This is a genomic window from Yersinia canariae (assembly GCF_009831415.1).
In the GTDB taxonomy this organism is placed as follows: Bacteria; Pseudomonadota; Gammaproteobacteria; order Enterobacterales; family Enterobacteriaceae; genus Yersinia; species Yersinia canariae.
Genome location: NZ_CP043727.1, coordinates 4,549,489 through 4,573,845, shown reverse-complemented (window position 1 = coordinate 4,573,845; position 24,357 = coordinate 4,549,489). Strand labels below are relative to the sequence as shown.

The window sequence follows — 24,357 nt, the reverse complement described above, 5'->3', positions numbered from 1 at the left end:
AACTACGTCATTTATTAAGCAATTAGTCACAAGGTGTGGCTAATTGTTTGAATGACGTTATCCGCCTATGGTTTAATTAAAGTGGGGTTTATTGAATGAAATTGAGAATAACAAGAGGGATCCTTTCAAATAATGATAATAAATCATGGGGAGTAACATCTTTATTATCTCTTTTGTTTTTTATATCCGCTTTATCTTTTACGACCAATGCAGATATTAACCAAACTCAAACTACTATATTAGAACCGCAACACAGAGATTTAGAAAATAGTCTTACACCAACACCGAAAACTGTACAGATGGATAGCCGACCTGTTGCACCAACAGAAAAAAATTCTTCAGATAACGTGCCATGCTTGTTTATTAAGCGCGTTAAGCTAATCAATATTGATACTTTTCCTAATGCGAGGAATTTAATACAACGAGCAAAACAGGTTGAAGGCAATTGTTTGGATGAGAAAGCACTATCGTTATTGCGCGAGACACTGCAATGGCAACTGGCTGCTGATGGGTATATAACTTCGCATGTCGCTTTCACGGAAGACAGTTACACAGATGGTGTTTTATTACTGACTTTAATCCCTGGCAGCTTGAGTGGTATTGAACATCATGAAGACAGTGATGGCAATGCACAGTTAAATTTAGCTTTCCCAAGTAAGCAAGGCGATTTGGTTAATTTGCGTAACCTTGAGCAGGGGCTGGAAAATTTGCAGCGCTTGCCCTCGGTGGATGTCACGATGGATGTAGTTTTAAATCGCGAGGATTTAAGTAGTCAGGTTGTCGTGAAGCGCCAGCAATATCGCTCTTGGAGAATAAATGCTTTTCTTGATGATGCTGGGCATTATACCGTCGGTCGCTATCGTACGGGAGCAACATTATTTCTTGATAATCCATTTTCCCTGAGTGACTTAGCTTATTTATCTGCCAGTCGTGAGTTAGATAATCATTATGATAAAGGTAACAGCAATTTGGCCCTGCATTATTCAGTCCCTTTTGGTCATTGGTTATTGAACCTGACAGGGAGTCAGGGAAGCTATTATCAATCTTTGGTGGTGGACAATTCCGCGTTTAAATACCGCACACGTTGGCGAACATTGGATATGCAAATTCAAAGGTTGTTAATGCGAGGATATAACTACAAAACAGTTGGAACCACGGGCGTATTAATTCGAAAATCAAACCGTTTTTTTGCCGATACAGAACTGGAGATTCAACGGTTGGACACCGTTGACTGGCATCTCGGGCTACAACATGTCTACTATACCCATTGGGTGACCATGACAGGTGGGGTTAATTATCAGCAAGAGACTCGATGGTTTGGTGCGCAATCATCGCCAGGTAGAGAGGCATACCCCGCGACCAGGCTAATTAATCTCACCGCGTCACTGGATATTCCTTTTGTGTTGGGTGGGCAGCGTTTTCATTATCAACCGGCATTCAACCAGCAATACACTTATTCAAATCTCACGATACAAGATAACTTTTCCATTGGGGGCCGCAATTCTGTACGCGGGTTTTCCACGGGGAGTGCCTTGGTCGGGCCACAAGGATGGTTTTTAAAAAACGATATTGCCTGGATAAATCAAAAATTTGCTAATCAACTGTATGTGGGTGTGGATTATGGTGAGGTAAGAGAAAGAGGAGAGCAATTTTTGTTGGGCAACCGCTTAGTTGGCGGCGTATTAGGTGTTCGGGGCAGTTATCATAATATTGGATATGACTTTAATATTGGCTTGCCACTTGATAAGCCAAGTGGATTGAATACTGATCCTATAGTGTTAGGGTTTATAGTAAGTTGGCAGTATTAGTTTTTATATATAATGGTTAAACATAACTCATATATATAATGTGTTTCTAAAGTTGTGGCAATGTATTAATTGCCAGGGTATAAATGCCATTTTATTGTTAATCAGACAGGGGTGAAATAATGATTATATTATGCTTTCGCTCCGGATTTAATCTTAAAATTAGCATAATTAAATTATATTGTAGTTTTCTTGCTTATATTTTTTATTCGATTATTTCATTTTCATATGCTGAAATTATTGTTGATAAAAATGCTCCGCAACATCAACAGCCAAGTTTATATTCGATACATATAAAGGGAAGTGAAGGGCATTGTAAGGCCTTGAATGAAAATTGCCGTGGTGCTAATTATACTACAGTGAATATCCAAACCCCCAATGAACAAGGTGTATCACATAATAAATATGTTAAGTTTAATGTCCTAAAAGGGGTTGGATACGATAAAGTATCACTTAATAATTTCCTTGCATCGAGTGCAACAGGAAATCCAAATTTAACAACAGTACCCGCAAAGATTATTCTCAATGAAGTCACGTCAAGTCATCGGACTTTGTTAAATGGCTCTCTGATTGTTGCAGGTGAAAAAGCACATGTCATCATCGCTAATCCAGCAGGAATTCATTGTAATGGTTGTAATTTTAGTAACACTGATCATGTGACGTTAACATCGGGATTAGCTATATTTTCAGGTGGTTATGTGCGTGGGTATAATGTTACCGAGGGAGTGATAGACATTGGGGTCGATGGTTTAACGTTTATTGATAATACTGATGCTTATCTGGACATTTTCTCTCGTTGGCTAAATGTAGGTGGCGAAATAAGAGCGCATGATATCTTGTCTATTATTGGTAAACACGCGGTAGGTTATGCCCCCATCGGTGGATATGTCAATGTGAGTTCGTTAGCTGGGTATACCGCCAAGAATGAAGATAATATTGGCATCGATGTTAATAATTTAGGCGGAATGTATGCGAATAAAATTTTTATATTCTCTAGGGATGGTGGTGTAAAGAACTCTGGTATCATTCAGGCAGATACAAAAATTAATATTACATCAAAAAAATCTATTGTAAATAATGGCAGAATATCTGCTGGCGATATCAGGCTACATAGCTTGGCGTTAATTAATAACCAGCAGGGAACAATAAGAAGTATGCGGTATTTTTTGGACATTAATACCAATGAAAAGTTAGGGGTTAACATAATTGGTAATATAATTGACAATCAAAAGGGCTATATTTATTCAAATTTAGGGAAGGTTGTTATTGATGCGAAAGGTAAATTTTACAATGCTTATGGGTTAGTGAAAACTATTGGTTCAGATAGTGTCGCAGATATTAAAATTAAATCTGAAACAGTTCATAATTTTAGTGGAGTCATAACAACAACAAATAATATCTCAATCAATACAGATAATTTTAAAAACAATCAAGGAAGGGTTGTCAGTGCTTTTGGTTCAGTGAATTTACGCTATAAAACGTTAGAGGACACGATGGGAGTATTACACGGGGGAATGGGGGTTAAAAAAACCATAAAGTAGCCGATAAAATGTGTTTTTTAACTGACTCGTCAGGTTATGCACTGATTTGGGGCGCGATGGTAGTGCGCTCTGATTGGGGAACAATTCTCACCTCGTCAGGATGAATAAATGAGTCGATATTTCGCTTTTTTAACAGCACGCAAAATGTTTGAGATTCCGGCTGTTTGTGACAAGGTTCACGTCACATATCGGCTGTCACAGTAGCATTTCTCTCTATTTTCTATCGTTATTACAAAAAAATCTGAACAGATATACATCATTTAGCAACAAAGTTTTTGGGTTTTTCATTGGATGTTACAACTGCTTTATTTTATTTAGCCAGTTTATACCGCTAGATTATTGCCGATAGCATAAATTTTAATGCTGATAATGTTAATGGGAAGTTTTTTTTATGTTTGCATGCTGTTTCTCATTGTCTTGATAAATCCACTTAGACCATATTGACGTTGCCACCAACTGTTGCCAAATTGGTACCCTCAGGGGTAGTAATCGAGAGCAATTTGGGGTGATTCCATACACTCAATATTGCCGTCGCGATAACATTTTTCCGGCATCTCAATCCCGCATCCCTGCGGCAAATAGGCCAAAACGGTACAGTCCACTGACTAAAAAATTATAGGGCCTGGCCGTACACACAACACACATCACCATAATGGAGCACAAGCGATGACGATTTCCTTGGGAAAAACAGGGATACTGAAATTCGGTATTGGGCTGATTGCACTGACCGTAGCGGCCAGTGTTCAAGCGAAAACATTGGTTTATTGTTCTGAGGGTTCTCCGGAAGGTTTCAACCCGCAGCTTTTCACCTCTGGCACGACTTATGACGCAAGCTCGGTTCCTATTTATAACCGTTTGGTAGAGTTCAAACTCGGGACGACCGAAATTGAACCCGGCCTGGCTGAGAAGTGGGAAGTGAGTGAAGATGGCAAAACTTACACTTTCCACCTGCGTAAAGGGGTGAAGTGGCAAGATAATAAAGAATTCAAACCGACCCGCGATTTCAATGCTGACGATGTGATTTATTCATTCATGCGTCAGAAAGATGATAAACACCCGTACCATAAAGTGTCTGGCGGCAGCTATGAATACTTCCAAGGTATGGGTATGGGTGATTTAATCACTAATATCGTTAAAGTTGACGACAACACTGTGCGCTTCGAGCTGGCGCGTCCTGAATCTCCATTCCTGGCCGACCTGGCAATGGACTTTGCGTCAATTTTGTCTGCCGAATATGCTGACAACATGCTGAAAGCCGGTACACCGGAAAAAGTCGATTTGAACCCAATTGGCACCGGCCCGTTCCAGTTACAACAGTATCAAAAAGACTCCCGTATCCTGTACAAAGCATTTGATGGCTACTGGGGTACCAAACCGAAAATTGATCGTCTGGTCTTCTCTATTACTCCGGATGCATCAGTCCGTTACGCGAAATTGCAGAAAAATGAATGTCAGGTTATGCCGTACCCTAACCCGGCTGACATTGCCCGCATGAAAGAAGATAAAACCATCAATTTGATGGAGCAACCGGGCCTGAACGTCGGTTACCTCTCTTTCAACGTTGAGAAAAAACCATTGGATAACGTCAAGGTTCGCCAAGCGCTGACCATGGCCGTTAACAAGCAAGCGATTATCGATGCAGTTTATCAAGGTGCTGGCCAGGCGGCTAAGAACCTGATCCCACCAACAATGTGGGGCTACAACGATGAAGTGAAAGATTACGCTTACGATCCGGCTAAAGCGAAAGAGCTGTTGAAAGAAGCGGGCTTGCCAGATGGTTTCGCCATCGATTTATGGGCAATGCCAGTTCAGCGTCCATACAACCCAAATGCGCGTCGTATGGCTGAAATGATCCAGTCTGACTGGGCGAAAGTTGGCGTGAAAGCCAAAATTGTGACTTACGAGTGGGGCGAATACCTCAAGCGTGCTAAAGACGGCGAGCATGAAACTGTGATGATGGGTTGGACTGGGGACAATGGGGATCCAGATAACTTCTTCGCGACTCTGTTCAGCTGTGATGCAGCCAAACAAGGTTCCAACTACTCCAAGTGGTGTTATAAGCCGTTTGAAGACGTGATCCAGCCAGCACGTGCTGAGTCTGACCATGACAAACGTGTCGCACTTTACAAACAAGCTCAGGTTGTTATGCATGATCAAGCGCCAGCGCTGATTGTTGCTCACTCAACTGTGTACGAGCCAGTACGTAAAGAAGTGAAAGGTTACGTGGTCGATCCGTTGGGTAAACACCATTTCGAGAACGTGTCCCTGGATTAATTTTAGCCTGTTAGACGACCGGTGAATGTGCAAACTGCATGTTCACCGGTTTCTTTGTTTAGGTTAAGACAGATACAGATGTGAGCCATATAAGCGGGGTTGCCCACGAGCAGCCCGGCATTCTACACAGAGAGTTCGGGATATGTTGCAGTTCATACTCCGACGTTTGGGGTTAGTTATCCCAACGTTTATCGGCATTACTTTGCTGACCTTTGCTTTTGTCCATATGATCCCGGGTGACCCGGTGACCATCATGGCTGGGGAACGCGGTATCTCCACCGAGCGCCATGCTCAAATCATGGCGGAAATGGGGCTGGACAAGCCTCTATATCAACAATACTTCCATTATGTGAATGGCGTATTACATGGTGATCTCGGCATTTCACTGAAAAGCCGTATTGCTGTTTGGGAAGAGTTTGTTCCCCGCTTTAAAGCAACACTGGAACTTGGGATCTGCGCGATGCTGTTTGCTATCGCCGTGGGTATCCCAGTCGGTGTGCTGGCGGCAGTTAAACGCGGTTCTGTATTCGATCACACCGCCGTGGGGATCTCCCTCACCGGCTATTCGATGCCTATATTCTGGTGGGGCATCATGCTGATTATGCTGGTTTCGGTGCAATGGAACCTCACCCCGGTCTCGGGGCGTGTCAGTGACACTGTATTCCTCGATGATAGCCTGCCGTTAACCGGCTTTATGCTGATTGATACCCTTATCTGGGGCGAGCCGGGTGATTTCAAAGATGCTGTGATGCATATGATTTTACCGGCCATCGTCTTGGGCACCATCCCTCTGGCCGTTATCGTGCGCATGACCCGCTCCTCAATGCTGGAAGTGTTGGGCGAAGATTATATCCGTACGGCGCGCGCTAAAGGCCTGAGCCGGATGCGAGTGATTGTGGTCCATGCCTTGCGCAATGCCTTGTTGCCAGTTGTCACCGTGATTGGCTTGCAGGTCGGCACCATGTTGGCGGGGGCGATTTTGACGGAGACCATCTTCTCTTGGCCGGGTTTGGGCCGCTGGTTGATGGATGCTTTGCAACGCCGAGATTACCCGGTGGTACAGGGTGGGGTGTTGCTGGTCGCGATCATGATTATTTTAGTTAACTTGCTGGTAGATGTGCTCTATGGCGTAGTTAACCCGCGTATTCGTCACAAGAAATAAGGGGCGCAGAATGTCTCAACTTACTGAGTCTACAGTAAAAAGTGCGCCGAAGCCGATGACTCCTTTGCAGGAGTTTTGGCACTATTTCAAGCGCAATAAAGGGGCTGTTATCGGCCTGTTTTACATCATTATCATGCTGGTTATTGCTGCTGGTGCCACCTGGCTTGCGCCACATGGGCCAGCGGAGCAATTTCGCGATGCATTGCTAAAACCACCGGTCTGGGAAACAGGCGGTAGCTGGAAATTCATTCTCGGTACTGATGATGTGGGCCGCGATGTCTTGTCCCGCCTGATGTACGGTGCCCGCCTCTCGCTGTTGGTCGGCTGTCTGGTGGTGGTGTTATCACTGGTGATGGGCGTGGTTTTCGGCTTATTGGCCGGTTATTTTGGTGGGATTGTTGATGCCATCATCATGCGTGTTGTCGATATCATGCTGGCACTGCCAAGCTTGTTGCTGGCATTGGTGCTGGTCGCGGTGTTTGGGCCCTCGATTGTAAATGCCTCGTTGGCGCTCACCTTTGTGGCCTTGCCGCATTATGTGCGTTTGACGCGAGCCGCTGTGCTCGTTGAGGTCAATCGCGATTACGTCACGGCCTCAAGAGTGGCCGGCGCGGGCGCGATACGCCAAATGTTTATCAATATTTTGCCAAACTGCCTTGCACCGCTGATCGTGCAGGCTTCTCTCGGCTTCTCTAACGCCATTCTGGATATGGCGGCTCTCGGCTTCCTCGGCATGGGTGCACAACCGCCAACACCAGAGTGGGGCACCATGCTCTCTGATGTGTTGCAGTTCGCACAAAGCGCTTGGTGGGTCGTGACCTTCCCCGGTGTGGCGATTCTGCTGACGGTTCTGGCGTTTAACCTGATGGGGGACGGCCTGCGTGATGCTCTCGACCCCAAACTCAAGCAGTAACAGAGGTAGAGAGAGATGGCACTTTTAAATGTAGATAAATTATCGGTGCACTTCGGTGACGAAGGCGCGCCGTTCAAAGCCGTAGACCGCATCAGTTACAGCATTGATCAAGGTCAGGTGGTCGGGATTGTCGGTGAATCCGGCTCCGGTAAATCAGTCAGCTCATTAGCAATCATGGGGCTGATTGATTACCCCGGAAAAGTGATGGCCGATAAACTGGAGTTTAATGGCCGTGATTTGACTAAGATTTCTGAAAAAGAGCGGCGTCAATTAGTGGGCTCGGAAGTGGCGATGATCTTCCAAGACCCCATGACCAGCCTTAATCCGTGCTACACCGTCGGCTTCCAGATAATGGAAGCGCTGAAGGTGCATCAGGGCGGTAACCGTAAAACTCGTCACCAGCGGGCGGTGGACTTACTGACATTAGTGGGAATTCCTGATCCGGCTTCGCGTTTGGATGTCTATCCGCACCAGCTTTCAGGCGGGATGAGCCAGCGAGTCATGATTGCGATGGCGATTGCCTGTCGGCCTAAATTGTTGATTGCCGATGAGCCAACAACCGCACTGGATGTGACCATTCAGGCGCAGATTATTGAATTGCTGCTGGAGTTACAACAGCGCGAAAATATGGCGCTGTTGCTGATTACCCATGACCTGGCACTGGTTGCTGAGGCGGCTCATCATATTATTGTGATGTATGCCGGTCAGGTGGTTGAAACGGGTAAATCGTCGGAGATTTTCCGAGCGCCGCGCCATCCATATACCCAGGCATTGCTGCGGGCGTTACCGGAGTTTGCCCAAGATAAAGCGCGGTTGGCATCATTGCCGGGTGTGGTGCCGGGCAAATATGACCGCCCTGACGGCTGCCTGCTGAACCCGCGTTGCCCGTATGCTAATGATCGCTGCCGCCGTGAAGAACCTGAACTGCTGGGGCCAGCAGGGCGTCAGGTTAAATGCCATACACCGCTCGATGATGCGGGGAGGCCGACCTTATGAGCCAATCGACTGAAATGAAAAATGAATCACCGGCAGCTAAGCCACTGTTGCAAGCCATTGATTTAAAAAAATACTATCCGGTCAAAAAAGGGTTCTTTGCCCCGGAACGTCTGGTTAAAGCTTTGGATGGCGTTTCGTTTACCTTAGAGCGGGGCAAAACATTGGCGGTGGTGGGCGAGTCTGGCTGTGGTAAATCCACTCTGGGCCGCTTACTGACCATGATAGAAATCCCAACCGGGGGTGAGCTTTATTACCAAGGTCAGGATTTGCTTAAGCCCGATGAAAGTGCGGAAAAACTGCGGCGTCAGAAAATCCAGATTGTGTTCCAGAACCCTTATGGTTCCCTGAATCCACGTAAGAAAGTGGGGCAGATTCTGGAAGAGCCACTGCAAATTAATACCAAGCTCAGCAGTAAAGAGCGCCGCGAAAAGACCTTGGCGATGATGGCAAAAGTCGGCTTGAAAACCGAACATTATGACCGTTATCCGCATATGTTCTCGGGCGGTCAGCGCCAGCGTATCGCCATTGCGCGCGGGTTGATGTTGAACCCGGATGTGGTGATTGCCGATGAGCCGGTTTCTGCGCTGGATGTGTCAGTGCGGGCGCAGGTATTGAACCTGATGATGGATTTGCAGCAGGAGCTGGGGTTGTCGTATGTGTTTATCTCCCATGACCTGTCAGTCGTTGAGCATATTGCCGATGAAGTGATGGTGATGTATTTGGGGCGCTGTGTTGAAAAAGGCAGTAAAGAGGCCATTTTTAATAACCCACGTCACCCTTATACGCAGGCATTGTTATCGGCCACACCACGTCTGAATCCAGATATGCGCCGTGAACGTATTAAGTTGACCGGCGAATTACCTAGCCCGATGAGTCCGCCGCCAGGCTGTGCGTTCAATGCACGCTGCCGTCGAGCATTTGGTCCCTGTACTCAGTTGCAACCGCAGTTGAAGAAATATGGTGATCAAATGGTGGCTTGTTTTGCCGTCGATCAGGATGAAGCGGAAAAAGCCAGTTAAAACGGCAATAGAACCCAAGAGTATTCATCAGAAAACGCTGGCTATCCGGCGTTTTTTATATTGCATAAATATGTGGGTCACTGGCAACAAATAAAATAATTAGTGTGTAAATAAATAACTCGTAAATTATTTATGAATGAGTGATATTGAAATGAAATAATGTCATAGACAGTATTGATAATGAGAACGAAATCGTGGGATTAAAATGATATAGATCACATATGTTACCCATGGCGGCGAAATGTTATTTGCATTATGGTCTGAATATTCTACCCATCAATTAGTTTCTCTTTATTTGTATCTGGGTAATGTTACTCATACAGCTTATTTTTTAAATAAATAAAAAAAGAGTGTATTAAATACACTCTTTTTTGATCAGCAGCGAAAACCAATAATACTGCACTTATTATTGTGGATAAGGCAGCCAATCACCGCCATTGAGTCGAATATACGACTTGCCCTGATATTGCATAACAATAGCATTATCATTTTCTGAAATAGCGGCAGTTTCCGGTAAACCTTGTGTCAGAGTCTGCCAATCAACACTTGGGGTAGTAAATACTTTACCATCAACCATGCGTGATACTAATTCAGAAATAGCCAGGTAGCTGCTGGGGGCGCTAACCACCACCGGGCTGGCGGGTTGTGGTGCTTTCATGCCAATCAACTTAATCCCTACTGGAATATGCGTGATGCTTGGGCTTGGGATATCGCGCAGACCGGACATCTGCATTTTATCGCCAACCAAGGCGGCACCATGCTCTGGCACCACGACCACCATGACTTTCCGACCTGATTTTTCCAACTCTTCAAGGAAGGTATTCAGCTGGTCAAACAGGGTTTGGGCGCGAGCACGATAATCAGCGGTTTTGTTGGTGCCAACAAAACGGTTACCGTCATGTAACGGTATGATATTCATGAATGTTGCGCTGCGGGCATCGCCCCCTTTCTTCTGCTGTTCCAACCAGTGGTTAAGCAATTCCAGATCGTTATAAATTGGCTCACCATCAAAGGAAGCTAATTGATTACTAATGCCTTTTTGCGACATCATCGGCGCATGCATATTGCCGTCATCTTGAATATTTTGCAGATAATTACCAAAGACACCAGAGTGGTCCATCATCAACTGAGAGGTAAACCCGAGTTTGGCTAAATTATCAAACAGATAGCATTGTTGATCTTGTGGTTGATACAGATCTTTATGTGATGATTGGCCACAGCTGGCACGTAGCAGGCGGATAGACGCGGGGCCACTGTAGGCGGTGGCGGAGTTAAAGTTCTTGAACAAAATATCAAACTTACTCCAGAGCGGGTGCTTATCCAGTTGAATTGCTTCAATGTCTGACCATGACAGTGAACAGATATTAATAACTAATAAATCAAATGGTTGCGCGTCGCCTGGCAGAGATGCCGGGAATGTCGTACGGCGCGTTTTCTCTTGCTCATAAAAGGCATTCAGATGGGCTGTCAGGTTAGCATCAGTCGGCGGGCCACTGGCTTCTAGCGGGTTGCTCCCCGCCGCCGGCTGTTCAGTGCTGGCGGGTGCTGCTGCGGCTACTGTCTCTGCGGTGGGGGCCAGAGAAAATGCAGGCCCGGCAATCCCCACGATATTCACCCAAATCATGGCTGCGACGATAAAAACAGTGACGCGAATCCATTGCGAAATAAACAGATAGCCCACCAGAATAACAAAGGCAGTTCCTATCATGGTCCAGTTAATAAAACGACTAGATAATTCAAGGAGATAGTTTACGCTAAAGCCCGTTATTTGTGAGCCTTGGCTCATGATGCTGTTAACGCCCGGCAGCCAAGTATCGTGATAGAGCAAGCCTATACCAATGGGGATGGCTATCCAGTGACGCCAGCGGTGGACGCGATACGCTGGGATTGGAAACAGCAGGAAGGCAAGAAACACCAAGTTAGCCAGTGGATGGAAATTCAGGTAACCAAACCACAGGAGGGCAAATTTTAGCAGAAAATAGTAATTCCATGCGCCCAGACCGCGCCAATAGCGCCACGGGCTCTGCGAGTCTTGCTGTTTATTTTTTGCGTTCATGGTTATTTCTTAATCTGTGAAGAGGAGCCATCACGCAACCAGATTCCTTCTGATTTTAAATAGCGCGCGGATAAGAACAAATGTTGTTTTTTCTCCCACCATCGTGGAAACCTGCGGCGAGCCATATAGCCCAGCGGGAAAAAAATAATGGCACCCAGCAACAAGACTTGCCAAATATCATTGAGATTCATTGGGTATTCTCCTGACGGTGGCCGGTATTCAGTGCTATTGGTGCAGGAACGCGCCGAGCGACGACCGCTTGCTCTGGTACGTCGGCCGCTTGTTTATAAGTTTTTTTATCACCAGCCGTTTGCCCTGCTTCGGGAGTATTACTCATGCGGTTCATCTCTGAGATAATTTCCTGATCCTGATACCACACCAGCCGGTTGCTGAAGACTTCAGTGACGGGCAAGCGGAAAACATGACTTAATGCCGTGTCTAAATCATTGATTCTACAAGTTGAAAGGAACAGTAGCAGCCGATTATCAGAGACGGTCACCACGTCACCATAGCGGCGCAAGTGACACAGTGTCAGCGCCTGACGCGCCTGTAACCCCGGCACAGCTCGCAGCGCAACCAATACACCTTTACCATTTTCCGGTAGCAAAGTGTTGCCCATCAATTGCAAAACAGATTGGCAGAACTCAGTGGGGGGCAGATAGCCTTTGAGCTGAAGTGGGCGCAGGGCTTCCAGTAACGCATTGATATCTTCGGGAACATGACGCGAGAAACGTTGTCCCTGAATCCCTTCCAGCATAGTCAGAAAACGCGATAACGGCGCGACATGAGGCACAATCAGATTGGCACCGCAGGCCAACAACAAGCGCTCATCGCTGTAGCGCAGGCTGGCATGCATTTCGCGCACCACAATTTTGAGAGTATTGCCGCGTTGACGGCGTATGTTATGGATCTGATGCGCCATCTCGTCAATTTGTTCACTTTGATTCAGCGCAAAAATTAATGTTGCGGTATGGGCCGTCATTGCCCGTTGAGCCAAAGCAGTGTTGGATTCCAGCAATTGCCAATGAGTGGAAAGAGGCGGAGCGCCTTCCAGAATGGAGGTTTGTGCTAAATAGAGATGCTCATCATTACGTGACTGTGGCAGTGCTTGCTGGACTTCATCCGCCATGCTCCAGCCCTGTTCATCGGCTTCGAGTAAGACCAATTGATTGGCGGTGACCCCTTTCGCAGTACTCCACCAAGAAACCACATATTGCGCATTATCCTGCTGCCACTGTAGGTCAGCAAGGCCTTGTAAATAACGGTGCTGGCTGACCAATTGGTTCTTTATTTTATTAATGCCGGAACTGTGACAAATCACGAGTAATGTGCAGTTCTGGGCCTCCAGCCATTGCTGAATGTGCTGGAGCCACTGTTGCATCTCTTCACTGGTAAATGTTTGCCATAAATTCGCGGGGGCGAACATAATGAAAAGCCGTTGCTGCGGACGTAATGACCGCATTAAATCATGGGTTAAATATTTTAAGGCGTTTTTTTGAGCAGGCAATGCAAATAGCGGTAATTTTTTGGGGCCAGAATGCCCCATATTAGTCAAGAGATTTTCAGGTTTTTGCCCTGAACAAATCAATGCCGCCCGGGTGTTTTCGGGTTGGTTACGAATAAGTTGCTGACAAAATAAATTGGCATCAATTTGACGTTCAATATTGACCCAATAGAACCCAGGAGCCTGCATTACGGCTAATTCATCCCAGATTTTTCGAACACCTAATGAGAAAGATCGTGACATAGATTCTTTATCTGCTTTCGTTAAAGTGCTATTGGGCCAATCACTGGATAAAATCAAAGAACAATTGTAACATTGCAGTAAGTATTAACCAATGTCCTTGCCTTGATATTAATCTAAGACTCATCTTATCGGGAGAAAGTATACTCCTGTCATTGTTATACTTAATTACCATAGCCTATTTTCTAAAGGCAGATAAATGAAGACTATAATAAATCGCTTTCATGAGAAAACATCACTTGAAGCTCAGGATGATCTACTAGCATTAAGTCGGGCTTTCTCATTACCCACGTTAAGTTATATCGATATTGTCCGTCAGGAACGATTAACTCAAATGATGGCTCGCTGGCCATTGTTGGCAGAATTGGCGCAATCCACAGGGAGCGAATAGTCTATGCCAGTACTGGCGTTACAAGGCGTAAGAGGGGGCATTGGTACTACCTCGGTAACCGCAGCTTTGGCTTGGGCGTTACAGCAACTGGATGAATCAGTGCTGGTGATTGATTTCTCACAGGACAATTTATTGCGCTTGCATTTTAACATGCATTTTGAGCAATCCCGTGGTTGGGCCAAGGCTGAAATTGACGGTGAAGGCTGACAGCAAGGGGCGATGCGCTACACCGAGAAGCTGGATTTCTTACCATTCGGCCAATTAACTCAAGCTGAAAATGAGCAACTCAGTGCTTCTTTGCAAAAAACACCTCACCAATGGCAGCAGAACTTGTCTGCATTACAAGCCAAGGCCGCTTATCGTTGGATTCTGCTGGATATCCCTGCGGGTGATAACGCATTGACGCGCCAAGCCCTGGCATTGGCTGACCAAACACTCATCCTGATCCATGCGGATGCCAGTTGCCATATTCGTCTGCATCAGCAAAATTTACCGGCTGGCTGTCATTTCCTACTCAATCAGTTTGCTGCCAGTAGCCGCTTACAACAAGATCTCCATCAGCTTTGGTTACAAAGTTTGGATAGTTTATTACCGACGTTTATTCATCGCGATGAAGCAATGGCCGAAGCATTAGCAGCCAAACAGCCATTGGGCGAATACAGCGCGCAGAGTTTGGCGGCGGAAGAGGTGATGACGCTGGCGAATTGGTGCTTGATTAATGTGGCGGAAAGCGGCCTATGAATCGCCTAATGCGGATGTTATTTCTGACCCCGGTTTATCAGGGAATGCGCCGCCGCTATCATCTTTATATGCAGCAAGGCTGCACAGTTATCACCGCTTTTCTCACCACATTGGCGCTTCCGCTGTGCTGGATATTCCTGCGCCTTGAGTCCCCAAGTTGGCAGAGCGTGATACGACATCGGACATACTGGTTCCCGCAGATTTCACCTAATCGCCCACGTCTGGGTGATGGTTTACGTTATCTGCTGCAAGGCCTTTGGTTGTTATTCATTCGCCAGCAATCCGACCATGATAAAAAACGTCAGCCCGCAGCCGTGGGTAAGGGCTGGGTAAAAAATAAAAGACAGGGTTATATCAGTTGGTTGGGCAACGTTCCTGAGCGTTTTGAACTCCAGCGAATAGAAACATCAGTGGCGGTTTGGTTAGGCCAACTCCCCAGACGTACTCGCCGTATCCTGTTTATTATTCTGGGGATTTTCACCGGCATTTTGGCTTTGTTGTGTATATCACAGCCATTCGGCATGATGGCACAATTCGTGTTCGTCTTACTGCTGTGGGCCATTGCCATGGTGGTGCGACGCGTCTCAGGGCGTTTACCTACCCTGATGTTGATTGTGTTGTCATTAACCGTTTCCTGCCGCTATCTGTGGTGGCGATATACTGAAACTCTTAACTGGGATGACCCTGTCAGCCTGGTGTGCGGTTTATTATTATTGTTAGCTGAAACCTATGCTTGGGTTGTCTTGGTATTGGGCTATTTCCAGACTATTTGGCCGCTAAATCGCCAACCGGTGCCTATGCCGGAAGATATTAATAGCTGGCCAACCATCGACTTAATGGTGCCGACCTATAACGAAGATCTCGGCGTGGTAAAACCGACCATTTATGCGGCGCTAGGTATTGACTGGCCAAAAGACAAAATTAATATTTATATTCTGGATGACGGCAACCGGCCTGCTTTTAGGGAGTTTGCCGCAGAAGTTGGGGTGTACTACATCGCCCGCCCAACCCACGAGCACGCGAAAGCCGGTAATATCAATAATGCGCTGAAGCAGGCCACCGGTGAGTTTGTCGCCATCTTTGACTGTGACCACGTACCCACCCGCTCTTTCCTGCAACTGACTGTCGGCTGGTTCTTTAAGGATAAAAAGCTCGGCATGATTCAGACACCGCATCACTTTTTCTCCCCCGATCCTTTTGAGCGAAATTTGGGCCGTTTTCGCCAAACACCAAATGAAGGCACGCTATTTTATGGCCTGGTACAAGACGGTAATGACATGTGGGATGCGACTTTCTTCTGTGGCTCCTGCGCTGTTCTGCGCCGCAGCGCGTTAGATGCCGTCGGGGGGATCGCGGTGGAAACCGTCACTGAAGATGCCCATACTTCATTGCGTTTGCACCGCAAAGGTTACACTTCAGCCTATATTCGTATTCCACAGGCCGCCGGGTTGGCAACGGAAAGTTTGTCGGCCCACATTGGGCAGCGTATCCGCTGGGCGCGGGGCATGGTGCAAATCTTCCGGTTAGATAACCCGCTTCTGGGCAAAGGGCTGAAATTTGTCCAGCGCTTGTGCTACGCCAACGCCATGTTGCACTTCTTATCCGGTATTCCGCGGTTGATCTTCCTGACGGCACCGCTGGCTTTCCTATTACTGCATGCTTACATCATTTTTGCTCCCGCGCTGGCAATTGCACTTTATGTCTTGCCGCATATGATTCACGCCAGCCTGACTAACTCCCGCCTACAGGGTAAATACCGCCATTCATTCTGGAGTGAAATCTACGAAACGGTGCTGGCTTGGTATATTGCCCGCCCAACTACGGTGGCATTGCTCAACCCCCACAAAGGGACATTTAATGTCACGGCAAAAGGCGGTTTGGTTGAAGAGCAGCATGTGGACTGGGTGATTACTCGCCCATATATGGCGCTGGTTCTGCTTAATTTGGCCGGTTTGATTGCGGGTTTATGGCGCCTAGGTTATGGCCCGGCGACTGAAATCATGACGGTGGTCATTAGTCTGGTGTGGGTTATTTATAACATGACGATTTTAGGTGGGGCTGTGGCGGTAGCGGTTGAAGCCAAACAAGTCCGTCAATCCCACCGGGTTGAGATTGCTATGCCCGCAGCGGTGGCCCGTGCCGATGGCCACTTATTCTCTTGCACCCTGCGCGACTATTCCGATGGTGGTGTGGGGATTGAGATGCGCGAGGCTGGGTTACTAAAAGATGGCGAAGCGGTGCATTTGTTGCTTAAACGCGGTGCGCAGGAATATACCTTCCCTTGCGAAGTGACTCGCGCCTTCGGGACCAAAGTCGGGATGCGGATGCATCAACTCACTGTGGCCCAACATATTGATTTTATACAGTGTACTTTTGCCCGCGCTGACACATGGGCGCTATGGCAGGATGGTTTCCCAGAAGATAAACCGATTGAAAGTCTGCGCGATATTTTGGCGCTGGGCTTTAGAGGCTATGTCCGTATGGCCAGCTATGCTCCACCAGTAATTCGAAATATATTGATAGGATTTACTTCCCTGATTGCCTGGATTGCATCCTTTGTACCCCATGGCGTGGATAAAAATCAGGCTCCGAGTAGCCAGGGCCAGACAGTGGCTCAACATTGATGATGATATGATGACGAGAAAAATAACCTGGTTTACCGCACTGGCTTTGGGTTTGACGCCATTCACCCATGCCGAAACATCGGCAGTACCGTCGCCTCAATCGGTGGCCTCAATGCCTGCCGCTGAAGCTACCGTGGATTTGGCTCCCGCTGCTCCGGCAGCACTTCCCAATGTGCCGGTTCGCGATGTGGCTTACACCTTCGCCAAAATTGCACCACCGCCGGGAACATTTGCCTTGCGTGGTACCAATCCCGAAGGGGTGATTGAGTTCGGCGTGCGCAGTGATGAAGTCGTCACCAATGCGATGTTGAATCTTGAATTTACGCCGTCGCCGTCACTTATCCCGGTAGAATCACAGGTAAAAATCTTCCTGAATGACGAACTGATGGGTGTCACGGCAATTACCAAAGAGCAGCTGGGTAAACCCACGCGGATCCAGTTGCCGATTGACCCACTCTATATCAGCGATTTCAACCGCTTGCGATTGGTTTTTGTCGGCCATTATCAAAATATTTGTGAGAATCCGGCCAGCAATACGCTGTGGCTGGATATCAGTAAATCCAGCTCGTTAGATTTGCGCTATCAATCATTGTCAGTCAAAAATGATTTGTCCCACTTCCCGGAACCCTTCTTTGATGCCCGGGATAACCGTCCTCTTACACTGCCGGTGGTTTTTGCAACGGCCCCTGATGTGGCCCAGCAGCGCGCGGCCTCTATTTTGGCATCGTGGTTTGGCGACAAAGCACAATGGCGTGGGCAGAACTTCCCAGTTTTGTTTAATCAGTTGCCTGCCCAGCATGCGGTGGTTTTTGCGACTAACAATCAACGCCCTGATTTCTTGAAAGATTACCCGCCAGTCAAAGCACCGACGGTGGAAATAATCAGTCATCCAGATAACCCATATGTGAAGCTGTTGCTGATTTTGGGACGCGATGACAATGACCTGATCACGGCAGCGCAGGGGATTGCGCAAGGTAATATTCTGTTCCGTGGTCAGAATGTGACGGTGGATAAAGTCGAGCAATTGACCCCTCGGCTGCCCTATGACGCGCCAAACTGGGTACGTACAGACCGGCCAATGACTTTTGCTGAATTGCAGCAATATCCAGATCAGTTGCAAACGACCGGTTTGCTGCCGCCACCCATTTCATTATCGATGAACTTGCCACCCGATTTGTTCTTGATCCGCAGCGCGGGCATCGATATGCGCTTGAAATATCGCTATACCTCAACACGTTTGATGGATGGTTCCCGTTTAAGTATCAGCCTGAATAATCAGTTTGTGCAGGACTATCCGCTGTCGCCGAATATACCGGAAGACAGTAAAATCCTGCGCCTGCCATTACTGCAAGGCTTACAAGATTCAGCCAAAAAATTGACCATTCCGGCATTGAAACTGGGGGCAACTAACCAATTACGCTTTGATTTTGATTACAGCACGTTGCTGGCAAGCGGCGCGGAAGGGCGGTGTGAAACATATTCTACTGCGCCGAACCACGCGGTGATTGATGGCAACTCCACCATCGATTTCTCCGGTTATCGCCACTTTATGGAAATGCCGGATTTACGAGCATTTGCCAATGCCGGTTTCCCCTTCAGCCGCATGGCGGACCTCTCCGAAACACTGGTCTTAGTACCGCCAAAACCGGTGCCGTCACAGCTGACGACATTACTGAATGCCGTGGGGAATATCGGGGCACAAGTGGGTTACCCGGCGGTGGGCATTAACATCACTGATGACTGGTCACAGGCGAAAGACAAAGATGTCGATGTGCTGATTATCGGCACTATTCCGCCGGAACTCCGTAATGACCAGAAGATTAATCTGCTGGTGGATCAAACCCAAAGCTGGGTCAAAATGCCAAATCGCCAAACGGGCTTGCCTGGCATGATGGCACCGGCGTCAGATTGGGTGGCAGACAGCAAAGCGACAGTCAGTTCTGAAGGCGCTATGTCGGCCATTATCGGCGTGCAGTCACCTAACTTCCCGCAGCGCAGTATTGTGGCGCTATTGGCTGATAGTCCGCGTGGCTATAACTTACTGAATAATGCTTTGCTCGACAGTGGTAAACGCGAGGCGGTATTTGGCTCGGTTGCCGTTATCCGTGAGTCGGGCGTTAACAGCCTGCGGGTTGGCGATACCTATGATGTCGGCCATTTGCCGTGGTGGGAGCGTATCTGGCACACCTTATCGACTCATCCGGTTCTGCTAGCCGGTGTCGCAGTATTGGTTGTGGTTATTGCAGCAATGATGGCTTGGCGCTTATTACGCCTGATTAGCCGCCGCCGGTTATCACCTGATGAGAGAGATTAATTCTGATGGTCGTGATGTTTAAACGGCTGGCATGCATCCTGCTGCTGCTTACCAGTTTTGGTGCAGCAGCCGTGTGCGATTGGCCCACATGGCAGCAGTTCAAACAATATTATATTAGTGAGGGTGGGCGGGTTATCGACCCCAGTAACCCGAGGCGAATAACCACGTCAGAAGGGCAGAGTTACGGATTATTCTTTGCTTTGGTGGCGAATGATCGCGAGACATTCGATCGGCTATTAGCTTGGACGGAAAACAACTTATCCGCGGGGGATTTAACGGCCCGCTTGCCTGCATGGCTATGGGGGCAACACAGAGAACATAACTGGGATATCATCGACCCAAACTCGGCCTCTGATGCCGATTTGTGGATTGCTTACAGCTTATTAGAAGCTGGCCGGTTATGGGATAGCCGCCAATATCAGACGATGGGCACTTTGTTGTTGCAGCGTATTGCCAAAGAAGAAGTGGTGAATATTCCGGGCCTCGGAGAAATGTTATTACCGGGCAAAATTGGCTTTAGTGATAATGATAGCTGGCGACTCAACCCAAGCTACTTACCCCCGCAATTGCTGGCCCGCTTTGCTGCTTTGGCGGGGCCGTGGAAAGAGATGGTTGATGTCAATCAGCGATTATGGCTGGAAACAGCACCTCACGGTTTCAGCCCTGATTGGGTCGTGTGGCACAAAGATAAAGGCTGGCAGCCGGATGAGACGCAACCGAATGTCGGCAGCTATGATGCTATTCGTATTTATCTCTGGGCCGGCATGTTACCTAATGACAGCCCGCAAAAAGCGGCTCTTATTCAGCACTTCCAGCCGATGGCTGACGTTACTCAGCAGCAGGGCGTGCCACCGGAGAAAGCAGATGCCCTCACCGGTAAAACCACGGGTCATGGGCCAGTTGGTTTTTCGGCGGCATTATTACCATTTTTAGCCAGCAGTCCTGCGCCGTTGAACCAGCAGGCGCTTAGCGAGCAGCAAAAACGGGTACAAGATTCATCTTTGGGAGCTGATGCCTACTACAGTGCGGTGCTGACACTGTTTGGTCAGGGATGGGCACAGAAACGTTATAGTTTCAACAGTAAGGGGGAACTTCAGCCCTCATGGAACAGTCAATGCGCAACATTAAAATAAACTGGCTGCTAAGCTTGGTGTTGTTGCCCCAAGCCTTTGTTGGTGTGGCGCGGGGGGCCGAAGCTGTCTCGCCGACCCAGTTTTTACTTGAACAGGTACGTTTGGGGGAGGCGACTAATAAAGACGAATTAGTGAAGCAATCACTGTATCGCCTGAACATGATGGACCCCAATAACCCGGAAGTCATCGCGGCAGGGATTCGCCAGGCGCTGCGCCAAGGGGATCTGGCGCAAGCACAGAAACAGCTCGATAACTTGCAAAAATTGGCACCTAACTCCGAGGTGTATCGACGCGCTCAGTTGATGTTCGCAATGACTAAACCTGAAGTGCGCCAGCAATTGCAGGAAGCACGTTTACTGGCAACGGCCGGGCGGCTGACTGAAGCCAAAGTTAAATATGATCAATTGCTGCAAGGCAACCCACCGACACTGGACTTGGCGGTAGAATATTGGCGGCTGGTGGCACGGTTGCCGGGCCAGGAAGCTTTGGCTACCCAGAAACTGGCCTCTCTGGACCAACAATACCCCGGCAATGTCGCCCTGCGCATGGCACTGGCGCGCATATATTTCAGCCAGCAAAAAGCAGCGCTTGGTTATGCGATGTTGGAAAAAGTCGCCTCGGACCCTAATGGGGCGTCAGATGCTGCTGACTTGTGGATGGACACCATCAAAACAATGACGGTCAGTCCAGAAAGTGTCGCCGCATTAACCCATTTCCTTGATGTCTTCTCAACCGGACCTCAAGCTAGTATTGCGCGTAAAGAATTAGCGAATCAGCAAGCTATGTTGGCGGACCCGGCCTATCAGGCGCGGTTAAGCGGGTTGGCAAAAGTAGACAGTGGTGGCGGGACTGCCGCAATACCGGCCCTGAAGCAAGCATTGGCGGCCTCACCCAATGACCCGGAGATTCTGGGCGCGCTGGGGTTGGCATATGCTCGCGGCGGCTCACGGGCACAGGCATTGCAGTTGTTTGAACAAGCGCAAAAATCAGATAAAGATGGCCTGAAGAGTGATAAATGGGCCAGTTTGATCAAGACCAACCGTTACTGGCTGTTAAATGATGAAGGTGACAAAGCACTGAAAGCGGGTAACACCACTCTGGCACAACAGAAATACCAGCAGGCGCGGCAAACTGATCCCAGCGACAGCTATGCATTGATTGGTTTGGGTGATGTGGCTGTTGCTCGCCATGATGATAAAAGTGCTGAACAGCATTATCAGCAGGCGTTACGTCTTGATCCAGCTAACAGCAGCGCAGTGCGAGGGCTTACCAATATTTACCAACGCGAATCACCGCAAAAGGCACTGAATTACCTGAATAACCTGCCGCGCAGCCAACAGGCCAAAATGCGTGACACATTAGATAGCCTGCAATTGGATATGCTGAAACAGCAGGCTGAAACCTTGGCAGCACAGCAACAATGGCATCAGGCGGCGGAGAAGTACCGGCAGGCGCAAAAGATGGCCCCGGATGATGTCTGGATAACCTACCGGCTGGCGCAAGCCTTGGCACAAGAGGGCCAATCGGCGCAAGCTGATGCACTGTTCCACCAACTGGCGAGCCGTAAGCCGGGTGATCCCGAACAGGTCTATGCTTATGCACTTTACTTTTCCAGCACGGGTCGCAGCAGTCAGGCGCTAGCGCATTTATCCACACTGCCAACGGCACAATGGAACGATAATATCCGAGAGTTAGATCAGCGTTTGAAATTGGATCAGGTGCTGACTTTGGCTCGCCAACTGCGGGCAAGTGGTGATGAATCGGGGGCAATAACGGCGCTACGCCAGCAGCCGGCCAATACGCAAATTAACCTGACACTGGCAGATTGGGCTTTGGAGCGCGGTGACTACAGCGAAGCACTGGCCGGATATCAGCAGATCTTGGCACGTGAGCCGAAAAATCCTGATGCGCGTCTGGGCGAAATTGAAGCTTATATTGCCGAAGGCCGTCTCAGTGCTGCGCGTCAGCATTTGCAAACGGAGCCGCTGACGGGCGATGGGGACACCTTGAATACTCAACGGCGAGTCGCTAATGCCTGGAGTGGCGTGGGAGAACCACAAAAAGCGGCCGAAATTTTCCAGCGTTTAAAACCGGTTGCGGCCAAAGCTGCTCCGTCGCAGGATAATGCGCTGGTATTTCGTGACTCGGCCCGCCTGGCGCAATTACAAGGGCAACCGGCAGATGCTCAGGATGATTTTAAACATGCGATGGTAGCCAGCGGCATTGCGCCAGTGCTTCCCGCCGATAATGACAGTTATACTTTACTGACACGTAATCAGGCCACAGATGATTGGCTTAAACGCGGTATCCGCGCTGATGCGGCTGATCTCTATCGCCAACAGGATACCCGCGTCACACTGGATCACGACTATTTGCGATCAAGCGGAACTGAAGGGATTTCTGATCTCAGTGCGCATAACACCATGTTGCAGGTTGATACCTCGTTGGCTGATGGCCGGGCTTTCTTCCGAACGGATACGGTGCAGATGGATGCGGGAACCTTTGACAAGAATACCCGATACAAAGCAGGGACTTGTTTCCAAACGCTACTCCCTTGTCAAACTAAATTACACCAACGGGCAACGGGTACCAGTGTGGCGGTGGGCTGGCAGAATGACAGTTGGGCGACGGATATCGGCACCACTCCTATGGGGTTTGAGGTGGTTGATGTTGTCGGTGGTTTGGCGTACAGCAACAGCTGGAACCATATTGGCTGGACGGCGACGGCTTCACGTCGGCCGATATCCAGCTCATTGCTGGCGTTTGCTGGTGCAAAAGATCCCAATACCAACATCACTTGGGGCGGAGTGCGAGCCAATGGTGTCAGCTTAGGGGCCAGCTATGACCGGGGTGAGGCTAATGGGGTCTGGAGTGACTTAAGTTATCATTACCTGACCGGACAAAATGTGGCCGATAATCAGCGGCTGCGCTTTATGACGGGCTATTATTACAAGCTAATCAATGAAGATAACCGTCGTTTTACCGTTGGTTTGAATGGCATGTGGTGGCACTATCAAAAAGACCTCAGCGGCTACACGCTAGGCCAGGGCGGGTATTACAGCCCACAAAAATATCTGTCACTGGCTATTCCGGTAAACTATCGCCAACGGACAGATAACTGGTCGTGGGAGTTGGGCGGGTCGGTGTCTGTTTCACATTCTGCGACCAATGATCGGGCGCGTTACCCACTGCAAAATCTGCTGAACAACAGTCTTCAGCCAATCAGGGATCGTAATGCTCCTGATTATGGTGAAAGCAGCAATGGTGTGGGTTACACCTTGCGAGCATTGATTGAGCGTCGCCTGAGCTCTAACTGGACTCTGGGCGCTGGGGTTGATATTCAGCAAGCTAAAGATTACACCCCAAGCCATGCACTCATTTACTTGCGCTATTCAATGGCAGGATGGCAGGGTGATCTGGACATGCCACCGCAGCCGTTAGTGCCTTACTCAGACTTTAAGTAATAGCCACTCGAACTTATTTGCATAAAAAAGCAACTTTAGAGTGATAAAAAGCACTTTGAAGTTGCGATCCTGATAGGAAAAGACCGAAACCCACGGTATTCTTCCCAACCGGTTTGGTTTCGCAAGACAAAATCTCAGGGCGATCGAGTATACTCGGACAGCATCGATGGGTCGCCGCAT

General features: G+C 48.3%; 15 protein-coding genes and 1 pseudogene. 13 read left to right on the top strand and 3 right to left on the bottom strand.

Annotated elements, in window-relative coordinates; all coding sequences use genetic code 11:
- The first annotated feature begins 95 nt into the window (after positions 1 to 95).
- From F0T03_RS20895 to dppF, 7 genes are all read left to right on the top strand, one after another.
- On the top strand, positions 96 to 1,808 hold the full coding sequence (locus tag F0T03_RS20895; RefSeq protein WP_159680487.1) for a ShlB/FhaC/HecB family hemolysin secretion/activation protein: 1,713 nt from the start codon (positions 96 to 98) through the stop codon (positions 1,806 to 1,808).
- A gap of 119 nt (positions 1,809 to 1,927) precedes the next feature.
- Complete coding sequence (locus tag F0T03_RS20890; RefSeq protein WP_159680485.1) at positions 1,928 to 3,346, top strand: two-partner secretion domain-containing protein; 1,419 nt, start codon at positions 1,928 to 1,930, stop codon at positions 3,344 to 3,346.
- Between the two features lie 666 nt (positions 3,347 to 4,012).
- Positions 4,013 to 5,620, top strand: coding sequence for a dipeptide ABC transporter periplasmic-binding protein DppA (gene dppA / locus F0T03_RS20885; RefSeq protein ID WP_145554164.1), 1,608 nt, complete (start codon positions 4,013 to 4,015; stop codon positions 5,618 to 5,620).
- Positions 5,621 to 5,762: 142 nt separating this feature from the next.
- Positions 5,763 to 6,782 carry a dipeptide ABC transporter permease DppB gene (gene dppB, locus F0T03_RS20880; RefSeq protein ID WP_145554166.1) on the top strand — a complete coding sequence of 340 codons (1,020 nt, stop codon included), beginning with the start codon at positions 5,763 to 5,765 and terminating at the stop codon, positions 6,780 to 6,782.
- Between the two features lie 10 nt (positions 6,783 to 6,792).
- Entirely contained in the window at positions 6,793 to 7,695 is a 903-nt protein-coding gene (gene dppC, locus F0T03_RS20875; RefSeq protein WP_145554168.1) for a dipeptide ABC transporter permease DppC, read from the top strand.
- Positions 7,696 to 7,710: 15 nt separating this feature from the next.
- On the top strand, positions 7,711 to 8,691 hold the full coding sequence (gene dppD / locus F0T03_RS20870; RefSeq protein WP_145554170.1) for a dipeptide ABC transporter ATP-binding protein: 981 nt from the start codon (positions 7,711 to 7,713) through the stop codon (positions 8,689 to 8,691).
- Between the two features lie 14 nt (positions 8,692 to 8,705).
- Complete coding sequence (gene dppF, locus F0T03_RS20865) at positions 8,706 to 9,710, top strand: dipeptide ABC transporter ATP-binding subunit DppF (RefSeq protein ID WP_145554209.1); 1,005 nt, start codon at positions 8,706 to 8,708, stop codon at positions 9,708 to 9,710.
- A 406-nt stretch (positions 9,711 to 10,116) separates the two neighbouring features.
- Here dppF and bcsG read toward each other — a convergent pair whose 3' ends face one another.
- The 3 genes from bcsG to bcsE are packed head-to-tail and all read right to left on the bottom strand — an operon-like array spanning position 10,117 to position 13,513.
- Entirely contained in the window at positions 10,117 to 11,766 is a 1,650-nt protein-coding gene (gene bcsG, locus F0T03_RS20860; RefSeq protein WP_159680483.1) for a cellulose biosynthesis protein BcsG, read from the bottom strand.
- A gap of 2 nt (positions 11,767 to 11,768) precedes the next feature.
- Complete coding sequence (bcsF, locus tag F0T03_RS20855) at positions 11,769 to 11,957, bottom strand: cellulose biosynthesis protein BcsF (protein WP_145554174.1); 189 nt, start codon at positions 11,955 to 11,957, stop codon at positions 11,769 to 11,771.
- Positions 11,954 to 13,513, bottom strand: coding sequence for a cellulose biosynthesis protein BcsE (gene bcsE, locus F0T03_RS20850; protein ID WP_159680480.1), 1,560 nt, complete (start codon positions 13,511 to 13,513; stop codon positions 11,954 to 11,956). Before bcsE ends, bcsF begins: the two co-directional genes overlap by 4 nt.
- Before the next feature lie 196 nt (positions 13,514 to 13,709).
- On the opposite strand from bcsE, the gene bcsR reads away from it, so the two are divergent.
- The 6 genes and pseudogenes from bcsR to bcsC all read left to right on the top strand — a co-directional run bounded on the left by bcsR (position 13,710) and on the right by bcsC (position 24,177).
- Positions 13,710 to 13,901, top strand: coding sequence for a cellulose biosynthesis protein BcsR (gene bcsR / locus F0T03_RS20845; RefSeq protein ID WP_145554178.1), 192 nt, complete (start codon positions 13,710 to 13,712; stop codon positions 13,899 to 13,901).
- Between the two features lie 3 nt (positions 13,902 to 13,904).
- Positions 13,905 to 14,642: pseudogene (gene bcsQ, locus F0T03_RS20840) on the top strand (cellulose biosynthesis protein BcsQ).
- Entirely contained in the window at positions 14,639 to 17,266 is a 2,628-nt protein-coding gene (gene bcsA / locus F0T03_RS20835; protein WP_159680478.1) for a UDP-forming cellulose synthase catalytic subunit, read from the top strand. The pseudogene bcsQ and the gene bcsA overlap by 4 nt, the downstream one beginning before the upstream one ends.
- 10 nt (positions 17,267 to 17,276) lie before the next feature.
- Positions 17,277 to 19,580 (top strand): cellulose biosynthesis cyclic di-GMP-binding regulatory protein BcsB, encoded by a 2,304-nt coding sequence (gene bcsB / locus F0T03_RS20830; protein ID WP_162527067.1) that lies wholly within the window; start codon positions 17,277 to 17,279, stop codon positions 19,578 to 19,580.
- 5 nt (positions 19,581 to 19,585) lie between these two features.
- Complete coding sequence (gene bcsZ, locus F0T03_RS20825) at positions 19,586 to 20,713, top strand: cellulose synthase complex periplasmic endoglucanase BcsZ (protein ID WP_159680474.1); 1,128 nt, start codon at positions 19,586 to 19,588, stop codon at positions 20,711 to 20,713.
- Positions 20,695 to 24,177 (top strand): cellulose synthase complex outer membrane protein BcsC, encoded by a 3,483-nt coding sequence (gene bcsC / locus F0T03_RS20820; RefSeq protein ID WP_159680472.1) that lies wholly within the window; start codon positions 20,695 to 20,697, stop codon positions 24,175 to 24,177. Before bcsZ ends, bcsC begins: the two co-directional genes overlap by 19 nt.
- The last annotated feature ends 180 nt before the right edge of the window (positions 24,178 to 24,357 follow it).

Excerpts from the sequence above, each read along its gene's own strand:
- bcsA (WP_159680478.1), top strand. The coding sequence starts at position 14,639 with ATGAATCGCCTAATGCGGATGTTATTTCTGACCCCGGTTTATCAGGGA.
- dppD (WP_145554170.1), top strand. The coding sequence starts at position 7,711 with ATGGCACTTTTAAATGTAGATAAATTATCGGTGCACTTCGGTGACGAA.
- bcsF (WP_145554174.1), bottom strand. The coding sequence starts at position 11,957 with ATGAATCTCAATGATATTTGGCAAGTCTTGTTGCTGGGTGCCATTATT.
- F0T03_RS20890 (WP_159680485.1), top strand. The coding sequence starts at position 1,928 with ATGATTATATTATGCTTTCGCTCCGGATTTAATCTTAAAATTAGCATA.
- dppF (WP_145554209.1), top strand. The coding sequence starts at position 8,706 with ATGAAAAATGAATCACCGGCAGCTAAGCCACTGTTGCAAGCCATTGAT.
- dppB (WP_145554166.1), top strand. The coding sequence starts at position 5,763 with ATGTTGCAGTTCATACTCCGACGTTTGGGGTTAGTTATCCCAACGTTT.
- F0T03_RS20895 (WP_159680487.1), top strand. The coding sequence starts at position 96 with ATGAAATTGAGAATAACAAGAGGGATCCTTTCAAATAATGATAATAAA.
- bcsB (WP_162527067.1), top strand. The coding sequence starts at position 17,277 with ATGACGAGAAAAATAACCTGGTTTACCGCACTGGCTTTGGGTTTGACG.
- dppA (WP_145554164.1), top strand. The coding sequence starts at position 4,013 with ATGACGATTTCCTTGGGAAAAACAGGGATACTGAAATTCGGTATTGGG.
- bcsR (WP_145554178.1), top strand. The coding sequence starts at position 13,710 with ATGAAGACTATAATAAATCGCTTTCATGAGAAAACATCACTTGAAGCT.
- bcsC (WP_159680472.1), top strand. The coding sequence starts at position 20,695 with ATGCGCAACATTAAAATAAACTGGCTGCTAAGCTTGGTGTTGTTGCCC.
- dppC (WP_145554168.1), top strand. The coding sequence starts at position 6,793 with ATGTCTCAACTTACTGAGTCTACAGTAAAAAGTGCGCCGAAGCCGATG.
- bcsG (WP_159680483.1), bottom strand. The coding sequence starts at position 11,766 with ATGAACGCAAAAAATAAACAGCAAGACTCGCAGAGCCCGTGGCGCTAT.
- bcsE (WP_159680480.1), bottom strand. The coding sequence starts at position 13,513 with ATGTCACGATCTTTCTCATTAGGTGTTCGAAAAATCTGGGATGAATTA.
- bcsZ (WP_159680474.1), top strand. The coding sequence starts at position 19,586 with ATGGTCGTGATGTTTAAACGGCTGGCATGCATCCTGCTGCTGCTTACC.